14 protein-coding genes are annotated in these 12379 nt (G+C 50.4%); 7 read left to right on the top strand and 7 right to left on the bottom strand.

The window, feature by feature from the left end; translation table 11 throughout:
* Nucleotides 1-208 precede the first annotated feature (208 nt).
* Nucleotides 209-409 (bottom strand): hypothetical protein, encoded by a 201-nt coding sequence (locus tag ACPXSQ_RS08165; protein ID WP_013026171.1) that lies wholly within the window; start codon nt 407-409, stop codon nt 209-211.
* Between the two features lie 285 nt (nt 410-694).
* On the opposite strand from ACPXSQ_RS08165, the gene ACPXSQ_RS08160 reads away from it, so the two are divergent.
* Entirely contained in the window at nt 695-961 is a 267-nt protein-coding gene (locus tag ACPXSQ_RS08160) for a hypothetical protein (RefSeq protein WP_013026170.1), read from the top strand.
* 38 nt (nt 962-999) lie between these two features.
* Here the strand turns inward: ACPXSQ_RS08160 and ACPXSQ_RS08155 are convergent, their stop codons facing one another.
* On the bottom strand, nt 1000-1239 hold the full coding sequence (locus ACPXSQ_RS08155; protein WP_013026169.1) for a DinI-like family protein: 240 nt from the start codon (nt 1237-1239) through the stop codon (nt 1000-1002).
* Nucleotides 1240-1414: 175 nt separating this feature from the next.
* Between ACPXSQ_RS08155 and iraP the strand changes: the two genes are divergently transcribed.
* Complete coding sequence (iraP, locus tag ACPXSQ_RS08150; protein ID WP_014605567.1) at nt 1415-1711, top strand: anti-adapter protein IraP; 297 nt, start codon at nt 1415-1417, stop codon at nt 1709-1711.
* Nucleotides 1712-1846: 135 nt separating this feature from the next.
* On the opposite strand, the gene ACPXSQ_RS08145 is transcribed toward iraP, so the two are convergent.
* Nucleotides 1847-2170 (bottom strand): DUF6388 family protein, encoded by a 324-nt coding sequence (locus ACPXSQ_RS08145; RefSeq protein ID WP_014605568.1) that lies wholly within the window; start codon nt 2168-2170, stop codon nt 1847-1849.
* Nucleotides 2171-2413: 243 nt separating this feature from the next.
* Between ACPXSQ_RS08145 and yedD the strand changes: the two genes are divergently transcribed.
* A complete protein-coding gene (yedD, locus tag ACPXSQ_RS08140) occupies nt 2414-2872 on the top strand; it encodes a lipoprotein YedD (protein ID WP_013026165.1) in 459 nt (152 codons plus the stop codon).
* A gap of 82 nt (nt 2873-2954) precedes the next feature.
* Here yedD and amyA read toward each other — a convergent pair whose 3' ends face one another.
* From amyA to fliD, 4 genes are all read right to left on the bottom strand, one after another.
* A complete protein-coding gene (gene amyA, locus ACPXSQ_RS08135; protein ID WP_064373939.1) occupies nt 2955-4436 on the bottom strand; it encodes an alpha-amylase in 1482 nt (493 codons plus the stop codon).
* Nucleotides 4437-4540: 104 nt separating this feature from the next.
* Nucleotides 4541-4900: a flagellar protein FliT gene (fliT, locus tag ACPXSQ_RS08130; protein ID WP_013026163.1), complete on the bottom strand. Its 360-nt coding sequence runs from the start codon at nt 4898-4900 to the stop codon at nt 4541-4543.
* Nucleotides 4900-5310, bottom strand: a complete 411-nt coding sequence (fliS, locus tag ACPXSQ_RS08125) for a flagellar export chaperone FliS (protein ID WP_014605569.1) — start codon at nt 5308-5310, stop codon at nt 4900-4902. Before fliS ends, fliT begins: the two co-directional genes overlap by 1 nt.
* Nucleotides 5311-5324: 14 nt before the next feature.
* On the bottom strand, nt 5325-6722 hold the full coding sequence (gene fliD / locus ACPXSQ_RS08120; RefSeq protein ID WP_014605570.1) for a flagellar filament capping protein FliD: 1398 nt from the start codon (nt 6720-6722) through the stop codon (nt 5325-5327).
* Nucleotides 6723-6975: 253 nt separating this feature from the next.
* Here fliD and ACPXSQ_RS08115 point away from each other — a divergent pair, with 253 nt between their 5' ends.
* The 4 genes from ACPXSQ_RS08115 (at nt 6976) to ACPXSQ_RS08100 (ending at nt 12201) form a co-directional block, all read left to right on the top strand.
* Entirely contained in the window at nt 6976-7905 is a 930-nt protein-coding gene (locus ACPXSQ_RS08115; RefSeq protein ID WP_014593940.1) for a flagellin, read from the top strand.
* Between the two features lie 307 nt (nt 7906-8212).
* Nucleotides 8213-9145 (top strand): flagellin, encoded by a 933-nt coding sequence (locus ACPXSQ_RS08110; RefSeq protein WP_072138847.1) that lies wholly within the window; start codon nt 8213-8215, stop codon nt 9143-9145.
* A gap of 353 nt (nt 9146-9498) precedes the next feature.
* Nucleotides 9499-10431, top strand: coding sequence for a flagellin (locus ACPXSQ_RS08105; protein WP_089517241.1), 933 nt, complete (start codon nt 9499-9501; stop codon nt 10429-10431).
* Nucleotides 10432-11295: 864 nt separating this feature from the next.
* Nucleotides 11296-12201 (top strand): flagellin, encoded by a 906-nt coding sequence (locus tag ACPXSQ_RS08100; RefSeq protein ID WP_014593938.1) that lies wholly within the window; start codon nt 11296-11298, stop codon nt 12199-12201.
* The last annotated feature ends 178 nt before the right edge of the window (nt 12202-12379 follow it).

Raw genomic sequence — 12379 nt, 5'->3', positions numbered from 1 at the left:
TGTAATCTAAATTGCATGCCTCACTCTTCATGCATTTCCTGGCGATAAGGATTACGTCAGGCGAAGTTAAAAATGATACAGGTCTGTTACTGCAGGGACGATACGGATGTAAATATAGGGTATTCGATGACGTGCTTTTTAATGATGAGGCATTGATTGAGCAGGTAAAAGCATGCCCCGGCGCGGAACATGCTCGCGATAAAACCACTCAGGACGCTTTAAAAGGGTCTTTTTTATCATCCTGACTGTCATCATTTTTTCTCGGGACTTCCCCGTGATCCTTAGGTGCATCCTTAGCGGGATGATCGTCTTCCTCATAGGCATTGCCTGCATTAGGTGCCGCTTCGGGTAAACCTTTGCTGACATCGCCCTCATGTTTACGCTGTTCGTTACTGTGATGTGTATGCATGCTTCGCTCCTTTTTGAGTCTGTTAAGTCTAGTCCAGCTAAACCAGACCGTCACAATTCCCCTCAATCAGTGGGGCTCGCTCAAAAATGGGCACCCTTAATGATAACGACTAAGCTTACGCATTGACGCTTTGCTTTTATGGTGCTTACTCATCCTACCGTCTTCCGCTCATGTCACTCACGCTAGTGAGTTCCGATTATTCCTAATGCAAAGTCGCTATATTGTTCTACCTTTAAATCTCCAGGCGACATTTTCATTGGATAAACAACCATAAGGAAACACAGCATGACTGATTCAATCGAAACCAAAAGCAAAACAGATTATCTGCGTGACGTGGCATCTCAGCTGAAAGAAATGCGTCACTATGCACAGACGAACACTGAGACGCTTTCTGCACATTGGTTAGCCTTTGACGCCGGCGAGTATAAAGATGAAGGAAACGCAGCCCGCATTGACGCGCTGCTGAACAAACAGGGTACGTTACTGGAAGATCTGGAGACGGCCATTCAGGATATCGAAATCGAAATTAACCACAGCGAGCAGGAGAGTTAAGCGATCCCCCGCTGACTGAGGCGGTGGCGATTAACGGATTAATCAGCCACCAGCCAGAATTCTGCTTCATCAAACATCTCTTCCACGAGGCGCGCTATTGTCGCCTTCTCGTTCTTACTGAGATCGGTCTCTATCGCATTCCGCTCCATAGGCTTGACCTTAACCTCGATGTCAGGGAACACGCGATGCACCCGTTTCTCTAATTCTGCTAAAATCATCTCACGCGCTCCTGGCAGGCCCGCGACATTACGTTTATCGTAAATTAACTCTACAAACATGTTAACAATCCCTTAAGGGCAAAATCGCCTCGCCATTTTACTGTAAATAAAAACAGTATCAAGCTGATGTTTATCTTAATTCGTTTTTTCCGCGTCGCGTAGAAAAGCACCGTCATCTGGTTTACTCTGAGTGCGTTCACAACACTAAGTGCGCTCACTCACCAGGAGAAGTGCAATGCGACAATTGGTTATAGATATTCTGCTCAAACTAGCAAAAATGGATGTCGACGCTAAGGAACTGACTGCGCAGATAGAAGCACAGTCATTGTTGGTGGCAGCTTTATTGGTCCAGGCGAAACAAGATAACGCATTAACCATCTCCGAAACGGTTCAGGATGCGATAGTGACGGCTTCACGTTCATCATCTGAATTCATGCAGTCGGATATTGATTTACTGCTTACTCACATTAACCGGCTGCTGGCCGTCGCTAAGTATGTTGAAGTGAGAGGCAAAATGGCGCAGGAAGAGTAATGGCAAACGCTGGCGATAAGTGTGTTGTCTGTCGCCAGCGACGCCGAAAAAAGGAGAGGCTCAGCGAACCCATCCTGATGGTTAACAGGGCGATGACATCAGCGGTATTTTCATTGTCCCGCTAAGACCTGCTCACTACAGTTCATTTTTAATACAGAATTCTTCCCAGCTCATTCCCAGTGATTCCGCATGCGATCTGAGATAACGTTCTATGGCCTCGGCAGCGACGGCTTTATCCGGCTCAGCCAGCTGGATCGAGAAAATCATACCATCAAGGTTCTTCTGGCGTAAAAAAGCCGCGTAGATGCGTTCAGCATGCCATTCACGTAGTTCACGCAGTGACATATTGGCGGCGCGGGCATCGCTCTCGGTGAGTTCGTCTAATGCTGCCTGGAAATCCGCGTGGGCGGTAAAAAACAGGGCGCGAGCCTCGGCGTAATAAGCTTCTGGAGTTTTCATTGCAGGTTTCCTGATAGGTAGTGCAGGGCGACAGTGTAGCCTGTTGCGTCTGGCTTGTCAGGCTAAGCGGGGCAGGATGAAAAACGGTCAGTTCGCGGTGCTGATATTGATAAATGTTGCCCGTGCGCGATGAAAGCGTCAGAAAATGCAGTTTTACGCTGAGGGCAGCATTCAGATAGCTTGCGCACCTTACCGTAAAAATTATAACGTAGCCGCCATTGACCGGATTTTAGGGATTAAAAAATGAAAAACTGGATGCTGATTGCCACTCTGGCGCTGAGTGGCTGCGCACAAATCAATAGTTATGAGAGTGCGGTGCAAACGCCTGCTCCGGCAAATTTGCAGGGTAACTGGCAGACAGTAGGGCCACAAAGCGATCTGATTAGCGATAAGGCGATTGCCAGTCTGATCGTCAATGCCGATGGCAGCACTCTGGATTGCCGCCAGTGGCAGCGTGTCATTGCAAAACCAGGCAAGCTGACCCAACTCAATGGCGATTATGTCAATGTGACGCGTCAGGTGCGGGTGATGACGCTGGACGTCGATAACGGTGAGCTGGAATACGATGGTCTTACCCTGCGCAAGGTCGAAAAGCCGACCGTTGAATGCCAGAAAGCAGAGCAGGAAGTGGCAAAACAGCCTAATGCCGACGTTATTCAAAATATCGAGCCTGAAATTATGCGGCCGGCATTAGCAAAATAATTGGCTGAATGCGGTCCAGAGACCGCACTCAGCATAGTCACACGGGTGAATCAGTCAATCTGGTGGCGTTGGCAACCTCTGTTTATGCTTCAACAACCCAGACGCTCACGCTGCCACCATTACAGCTAAACAGCGCGCTGCCATTATCATCGGTGGTAATGGTCTCTGACTTATGCCCAAGATAGTCACGCCACACTTTTCCGGCATAGCCTTCACCCATCGCAATATGTTTTTCTCCCGCCTCACCGTTTGACATGATCACCACGCAACCAGGCTTTTCCGCCGTGCCGCTTCGGCTAAAGGCTACACAGTTTGGATGATCGAAATAATCGGTTTGTGCGCCCCAGCCAAATAGCTGGCGGGCTCGGATCAGACCTTCGAGTTCAGGAATAACGGCCATATCGACCTGGTGAACGTCGCCATCACCGCCCTCATCCTGATAGCTGGCACCGAAAAGATCGGGATAGAACACTGTCGGTACACCTTGCTCACGTAACAGAATAAGCGCGTAAGCGAGCGGTTTAAACCAGGCTTCAACAGGGGCTTCCAGCGACTGTAACGGTTGCGTATCGTGGTTTGCGACGATGGTTACGGCATGCCAGGGATCGGCCAGAACCAGTGAGTTATCAAAGATTTTGCTCAAGTCGTAGGCGCTGCCTGCTTTGGAGGCCTGATGAAAGTTCATATGCAGGGGTGCATCAAAGAGCATCGTTTTGCCGTCAACCTGGTGGATATATTCCTGAAGTTTGTCGGTTTCAAAAGACCAGTATTCCGCCACGATAAATAAAGGTTCGTTGGCGACTTCCTGAACGTGGTCGATCCACGCTTTATAAAACCACGCCGGGATATGTTTTACGGCATCCAGTCGGAATCCGGTGCAGGGCACCTGTTCCATCACCCAGCGCGCCCAGTATTTAAGCTCTTCGCTCACAGCATTATTACGGAAGTCAATATTGGCACCCATCAGGTAATCGAAATTACCGAGCTCGCTGTCTACCTGGTCGTTCCAGCCCTCTGCGGTGTAATCGTTGATGATCTTAAAAACGCCATTTTCATCGGGGTTTTCAATATGATCGACACCGCTGAAACATTTATAGTCCCAGATGAATTTAGAATACTGTCCTGCCCGGGCAGGGAAGTTAAATCGTGTCCAGGCTTCACACTCTATAACATCAGGGTATATTTCATCGCGATTATCGGGATTAACCCGATTGACCCGAATCTGCTCTTTTTCGTCAGCGCCCATTTTATGGTTCACCACAACATCCAGCAGTACGCCGATATCGTGACTGCGTAACGCATTTACCGCATCCAGTAATTGCTGTTTATCACCGTATTTTGTGGCTTTACTGCCTTTTTGTTCGAACTCGCCTAAATCGAACAAATCATAGCTGTCATAACCCACCGAATAGCCACCGGATTCACCCTTATAACAGGGGGGGAGCCATACCATGTTGATGCCTATATCATTGAGCAGTGAGGCTTTTTCCGTAACTTCTGGCCACAGTTTGCTGCCATCGGGATAATACCAGTGGAAAAACTGCAATAGGGTTGGGTTGTGCATGACGCGTTTCCAGTCAGAGGAGAGGGAACTGGAAGTATGGGATAAGAGTGGAGAAATTACGCGGGTGAATTAAAAATATAGTTTCCACCCGCTAAAGCCGGGCTTTACTGCTCTTTAGGATAAAGAATATTGCCTGCCATATTACCGTAAGAGGTCATGATGTTCTGTTGCTGCGTCGACGTCGTGACCAGAGAGCGCAGCTCTTGCATGCGCTCACCTAATAAGGTTTTCAGCGTAGTTTCGTTATTGAGAATTTGCTCAAGTACGGGGCGAATCTGTGCCCGTTGTAACGCCGAAAGCACACCGGCATCGTTATCACGAGCCACACGCTCGACGCTGCTAACATAGGTGGATTCACAACTCAGTAATGCCTCCCATTGCCCTTGTCTGGCATTTTCCAGCATAGCATTACTGAGCGTGAGTAATTCCTGATACTCTTTTAGCAGCGCGAGTGGGTGACTCATTAAAACGTATCCTGCTGTGGCTGATAGTTAGGGCCAATCTGTTTCCAGGCATCGGCGATGTTATTCAGCAAGCCTTCGACTTCCGCAATGGCTTCAACGTCATTATTGAGGTTGGCCTGTAACAAACGGCGGGTCATATATTCATACAGGTTATCAAGGTTGGCAGAAATCTCACCGCCTACTTCATGATTCAGGCCTGCACGTAAGCCATTAGTGATGATATTAATGGCTTTAGATAAGGCGTTTCCTTTACCCGGGATATCGCCTTGCTCAATTAAGATAGCTGCTTTTTTCATGGCGCTCAGCGCGCCATCAAACAGCATCACAACCAGCTGGTGCGGGCTGGCGCTTAACACCGCGCTCTCCACGCCGACCTGGGCATAGGCCTGGGTACCGGACTTAGCGTACATGCTTACCACTCCTGTTATAGTTTAGCGAACTGCTGGGTCAGATAGTTGCCGGTCTGCGTCATAGAGCTGACGAGCGTTGACAGGCTGGTGAACTGCGTTTTATAACGCGCCATCGTTGCAGCGATTTGGCTGTTCACATTGTCATATTGATCCGACAGCTTTTTCAGTGACGTATTAATGCCGTTGGTGGCATTTTGTACCTGTCCGTCGCTGGCCAGAATTTGTGTCAGCTTGTTATTGGTTTGGGTTGCAAAACCGGTGGTTTTACCGTCACCCGTCAAAAAGTTCAGAACATCTGTTGGCTGATTGGTCAGGGCGTTGTTCAGCTTAGTGCTGTCTACGGTCAGCTTGCCGTTGACATCCTGCGTGATGCCCAGCTGTGACAGGGTGGTCAGGCTGCCGCCAGACTGTGCGCTGGATAACTGACTGCGCAGGCTGGTCTGAATATTACGCAGCGTGTTATCCCCTAACAAATCCCCATTGCCCGTACTCTGCGTCTCACCCGCTTTAACGGCAGTATATTTCGTTTGGTTACCGATCGTGGTCTGCAGCGAATTGTAAGCATCAACGTAGGCCTGAATCGCCGCGGTCATGGGCTGATTATCCGTGGCCACCGTTAAGGTTTCTGGCGTATTCGCTGCGGTGGTTTTCGTCAGGTTGAGCGTGACGCCTTCGGGGGCATCAGTAATGGTATTGCTGCTGCGTGTGATGGACACGCCATTAATCTTTAACTGTGCATCTTTTGCGGCAACCTGTTCGGTCATCGCGTTACTGCTGCCGCCCTGACTGTAATTAATATATTGCGACAGACTGCCATCATTTGAGCTTACCGTCATGGCATTCGCCGTGCCGCTGTCACGCGCAGTCAGGGACAGATAATAGGTATTATCATCGGCTTTAATGATGCTCGCGTTTACGCTGCCTTGCTGCTTATTAATCGCATCGCGAATATCAGCCAGGCTGGTTTGATCCTTCGTCAGTGTCACGGTTAGCGGTGATTTTTGACCGGACTGCGAGATGGTAATGGTGCGTGAAGCCAGGCTCTGATCGCCCAGATCGGTATCTTTACTGGTGGCAGCTTTAGACAGCAGGGACTGAGAAGAGGCCAACTGGCTCACTTCTACAGAATAGTTACCTGCGGAGGCTTTACTCGCCAGCGTGGCAGTAAACGCGGTGTTTGTGCTGGTCACTTTAGTGGCGGCAATAGTCGATGCATTTTGCAATGCCGCAGCAGCGGTCTGGAATTTTGACAGGCCTGTTTTCACCACGCCCCAGGCGGTAAGCTGGGCATTGTAAGAGGACTGTTGCTTAGTAATTGGCGTCAGCTTAGTCTGTTCAGCTGTTTCCAGACTATTGTACAGAGTATTGAGATCGAGGTTAGTACCAGCACCGAGTGAACTTATACTTGCCATGGGTTAATCCTTTACGGGTTATACGCTAAGTAGATTGGGTATCGGCAGCGAGTGGCAAAAGATTAGCCTGTTTTTGATAAATTTAATGCGCCAATAAAGAACGCTTCTTTAATTGTCTTCGCGGGTTTGCCTGCCAGAAAATTCCTGAAATTTTTCCCTAAAGGTTGCTCAGAGGCTGACGATAATCAGGTTGTCGGTGAGCAAACCGAATTCAGACGCCTTAATCTGGCTCAATTTTTAAAGGAAAAACATCATGGCAGTGATTAACACTAACACCCTGTCTCTGGTTACTCAGAACAACCTGAGCAAATCTCAGTCTTCACTGGGTACTGCGATTGAGCGCCTGTCTTCCGGCCTGCGCATCAACAGCGCGAAAGACGATGCAGCCGGTGAAGCGATCGCTAACCGCTTTACGTCTAACATCAACGGCCTGACCGTTGCTGCCCGCAACGCCAACGACGGTATCTCTCTGTCGCAGACCGCTGAAGGCGCGCTGACCGAAGTCAACAACAACCTGCAGCGCGTACGTGACCTGACCGTTCAGGCGCAGAACAGCTCTAACTCAGCGTCTGACATCGACTCGATTCAGGCTGAAGTTAACCAGCGTATGCAGGAAATCGACCGCGTCACCAAGCAGACCGACTTCAACGGCATCAAAGTGCTGAACACCGGTTCAGGCAGCAGCACCTACAACTTCCAGGTTGGTGCCAAAGACGGTGAAACCATCGGTATCACCATCAGCGCTAGCGACGGTTTTGACCTGGCCGCTGCCGGTCAGTCTGGTACTACTCAGAACACCAGCGTGACGACTGGCCAGACCGTAAACGGTAACGCGCGTACCACTTCAGCGATCGGTTTCGACGTGCTGAAAGGTGCTGTCACCGGTGGTACTGGTGGTACTGCAGCAGGCACCACGCCGCTGGCCGATATCGATAAAGCGATCAAAGCGGTCGACAACCAGCGCAGCCTGCTGGGTGCGTCTCAGAACCGTTTTGAGTCCACCATCAGCAACCTGAACAACACCGTAACCAACCTGACCGCGGCCCGCAGCCGTATCCAGGATGCGGATTACGCAACGGAAGTGTCGAACATGTCCCGCGCGCAGATCCTGCAGCAGGCAGGCTCTTCTGTACTGGCCCAGGCCAACCAGGTTCCACAGACCATGCTGTCTCTGCTGCGTTAATCGCCGCAAAACCTGTATTAATAAAAACGCCCTCAGCAATGAGGGCGTTTTTTTTATTGCCGCGGCAGGCTGATCACAACCTCAACGGATTTAGGCGCGCGGTAAGGTATTGAACAGCGTTTTGAGGCTCTTTTTGTACGAAGTGATGTCCGCTTTAGCAGCAAAGACTTAGGTTTTTACGGCAAAGTAATAAAAAAACGATACGAAGAATTAAAGTTTCAACCAGAGCGGGCGATAACAATATTGAAGGCGATAAAGCCGCAGGCCAAATACCTGACCCTGACTTTCTTATTAAAGGACATTCATCATGGCAGTCATTAATACCAATACCCTGTCTCTGGTTACTCAGAACAACCTGAGCAAATCTCAGTCATCACTGGGCACTGCCATTGAGCGTCTGTCTTCCGGCCTGCGCATCAACAGCGCGAAAGACGATGCAGCCGGTGAAGCGATCGCTAACCGCTTCAGCTCTAACATCAACGGTCTGACCGTTGCTGCCCGTAACGCCAACGACGGTATCTCTCTGTCACAGACCGCTGAAGGCGCGCTGACCGAAGTCAACAACAACCTGCAGCGCGTACGTGACCTGACCGTTCAGGCGCAGAACAGCTCTAACTCAGCGTCTGACATCGACTCGATTCAGGCTGAAGTTAACCAGCGTATGCAGGAAATCGACCGCGTCACCAAGCAGACCGACTTCAACGGCATCAAAGTGCTGAACACCGGTTCAGGCAGCAGCACCTACAACTTCCAGGTTGGCGCCAAAGACGGTGAAACCATCGGTATCACCATCAGCGCAAGCGACGGTTTTGACCTGGCCTCAGCCGGTCAGTCTGGTACCACCCAGAACACCCGCGCAATGACCACGGGCGACACTGTAAACGGCAACGCGCGTACCACTTCAGCAATCGGTTTCGACGTGCTGAAAGGTGCCGTCACCGGTGGCACCGGTGGTGCAGCAGCAGGCACCACGCCGCTGGCCGACATTGATAAAGCGATCAAAGCGGTCGACAACCAGCGCAGCCTGCTGGGTGCGTCTCAGAACCGTTTTGAGTCCACCATCAGCAACCTGAACAACACCGTAACCAACCTGACCGCGGCCCGCAGCCGTATCCAGGATGCGGATTACGCAACGGAAGTGTCGAACATGTCCCGCGCGCAGATCCTGCAGCAGGCCGGCTCTTCTGTACTGGCCCAGGCCAACCAGGTACCACAGACCATGCTGTCTCTGCTGCGTTAATCGCCGCAAAACCTGTATTAACAAAAACGCCTTCAGTTATGAAGGCGTTTTTCATTTGTGTCATATAAATATTCTTCTCAAACGTGTTTGCTCCCGTTTTGCTTTTCCCTCATCCATTGCTTTTTGTGTCGGGCATTCATAGCCCAATGCGAAACAGCGCAATGGCCTTTATGTTGCTGATGAGGTTATTCAGCTACGCCTGAGATTCCATCTCAACAGGTTTTCCAACAGACGATTAAAAAAAACCGTGTCCTGCGTAAAGTTTTGCTCATGACGGGCGATAACAATATTGAAGGTGATGAAGCCGCAGGCCGAATCCAAACCCTGTAATTTTTATATAAAGGATAATTATTATGGCAGTTATTAATACCAATACCCTGTCTCTGGTTACTCAGAACAACCTGAGCAAATCTCAGTCTTCACTGGGTACTGCGATTGAGCGCCTGTCTTCCGGCCTGCGCATCAACAGCGCAAAAGACGATGCAGCCGGCGAAGCGATCGCTAACCGCTTCAGCTCTAACATCAACGGCCTGACCGTTGCTGCCCGCAACGCCAACGACGGTATCTCTCTGTCGCAGACCGCTGAAGGCGCGCTGACCGAAGTCAACAACAACCTGCAGCGCGTACGTGACCTGACCGTTCAGGCGCAGAACAGCTCTAACTCAGCGTCTGACATCGACTCGATTCAGGCTGAAGTTAACCAGCGTATGCAGGAAATCGACCGCGTCACCAAGCAGACCGACTTCAACGGCATCAAAGTGCTGAACACCGGTTCAGGCAGCAGCACCTACAACTTCCAGGTTGGCGCCAAAGACGGTGAAACCATCGGTATCACCATCAGCGCAAGCGACGGTTTTGACCTGGCCTCAGCCGGTCAGTCTGGCACCACCCAGAACACCCGCGCAATGACCTCGGGCGACACTGTAAACGGCAACGCGCGTACCACTTCAGCGATCGGTTTCGACGTGCTGAAAGGTGCTGTCACCGGTGGTACCGGTGGTACTGCAGCAGGCACCACGCCGCTGGCCGATATCGATAAGGCGATCAAAGCGGTCGACAACCAGCGCAGCCTGCTGGGTGCGTCTCAGAACCGTTTTGAGTCCACCATCAGCAACCTGAACAACACCGTAACCAACCTGACCGCGGCCCGCAGCCGTATCCAGGATGCGGATTACGCAACGGAAGTGTCGAACATGTCCCGCGCGCAGATCCTGCAGCAGGCCGGTTCTTCTGTACTGGCCCAGGCCAACCAGGTTCCACAGACCATGCTGTCTCTGCTGCGTTAATCGCCGCAAAACCTGTATTAATAAAAACGCCCTCAGTGATGAGGGCGTTTTTTTATTGCCTGAAAACATGATGTCTTCATGGCTGTGGGTGAAAAAGTGAAACGCTTGCTTGAATGTTACAGGGATTCATACGGCATTTCACGTCGGTGAGTCTCTGGCAGGTCAGCTCACAGCGTTGAGTATCGAACGCTGACGTAAGGGAATAGACAGAAATATGCTGCGTTGAGGGCCTGGGCTAAAACAGGTGCATATCCTGATGCTGATTCGTTCCTGAAAGTGGTTCTGGCAGGCACGGCTATGACATCTTGCGTTATATCAGTTCATGTTCAGGCCGACTGGCTTTTAAAAGGGAAGCGGTTTGACATGAGATGATGAATAGCAATTATTAACGCAATGTTATTATCACGCCTTTCTGGGAGTTGATTATTGAAGATGGAATGCTGAAACAGGTTGCCCGAACAGGCACTGAGATATCACGATGTTTCTTTATTGCAGAAATAACATTTTGTCTCGGTGGTGGCATCATATTAAAGCGGAGACACTTTTCAATAAAACCAGTAAGTGAAAGGTTTTAATACGGAATAAATAGGCGAAAAAATATAACCGCCTATTTAATAACGTTTTTTAATACAGGGGAAAGTGAGCAGGGGAGCGCCTGCTGCCAGGAATACGGTAAGTTTACGCTTCAGTACGTCCCGACCTTGACCTGGGAAGCCTTTTGTAAACAAATTTCAGTTGTCCTCTTTGGTAAAAAAAAAGACTAAAGCATAAAGTTTTAAGCCAGGAGGGCGATAACAATATTGAAGGCGATGAAGCCGCAGGCCAAATCCGAACCCTATAATTCTTTTATGAAGGATAATTATTATGGCAGTTATTAATACCAATACCCTGTCTCTGGTTACGCAGAATAACCTGACCAAATCTCAGTCATCACTGGGTACTGCGATTGAGCGCCTGTCTTCCGGCCTGCGCATCAACAGTGCAAAAGATGACGCAGCGGGTCAGGCGATTGCCAACCGCTTCAGCTCTAACATCAACGGCCTGACCGTTGCTGCCCGTAACGCCAACGACGGTATCTCGCTGTCACAGACCGCTGAAGGCGCGCTGACCGAAGTCAACAACAACCTGCAGCGCGTACGTGACCTGACCGTTCAGGCACAGAACAGCTCTAACTCAGCGTCTGATATCGACTCAATCCAGGCTGAAGTTAACCAGCGTATGGAAGAGATCAACCGCGTTACCAAGCAGACCGACTTCAACGGCATCAAAGTGCTGAACACCGGTTCAGGCAGCAGCACCTACAACTTCCAGGTTGGCGCCAAAGACGGTGAAACCATCGGTATCACCATCAGCGCAAGTAACGGTTTCAACCTGTTCAATACCTCTGGTGCGACGTCTCAGACTACAGGTCAGACTATCAATGGCAACGCCCGTACTACCGCTGCAGAAGGCTTTGACGTACTGAGCGGTACCGTAACAAGCGGTGGCAGCACTGATGGTGCGCCGCTGGCCGATATTGATGCTGCCATTAAAGCAGTCGATAACCAGCGCAGCCTGCTGGGTGCGTCTCAGAACCGTTTTGAGTCCACCATCAGCAACCTGAACAACACCGTAACCAACCTGACCGCGGCCCGCAGCCGTATCCAGGATGCGGATTACGCAACGGAAGTGTCGAACATGTCCCGTGCGCAGATCCTGCAGCAGGCCGGTTCTTCTGTACTGGCCCAGGCCAACCAGGTACCACAGACCATGCTGTCTCTGCTGCGTTAATCGCCGCAAAACCTGTATTAATAAAAACGCCCTCATTTCTGAGGGCGTTTTTTTGCTTAATCGCTTTAATTAGCCCGGTTTACTGTAGCTAATGTCCCGCTAAGTTAGTCGCTTACACTTCTACAATAGTCTGATATGGGTGATCTATGTGCGTGCAGATTTTGCTGATGCACAACCA

The organism is Pantoea sp. EEL5 (assembly GCF_049892805.1).
In the GTDB taxonomy this organism is placed as follows: domain Bacteria; phylum Pseudomonadota; class Gammaproteobacteria; order Enterobacterales; family Enterobacteriaceae; genus Pantoea; species Pantoea ananatis.
This window is presented reverse-complemented; position numbering and strand designations above follow the sequence as displayed.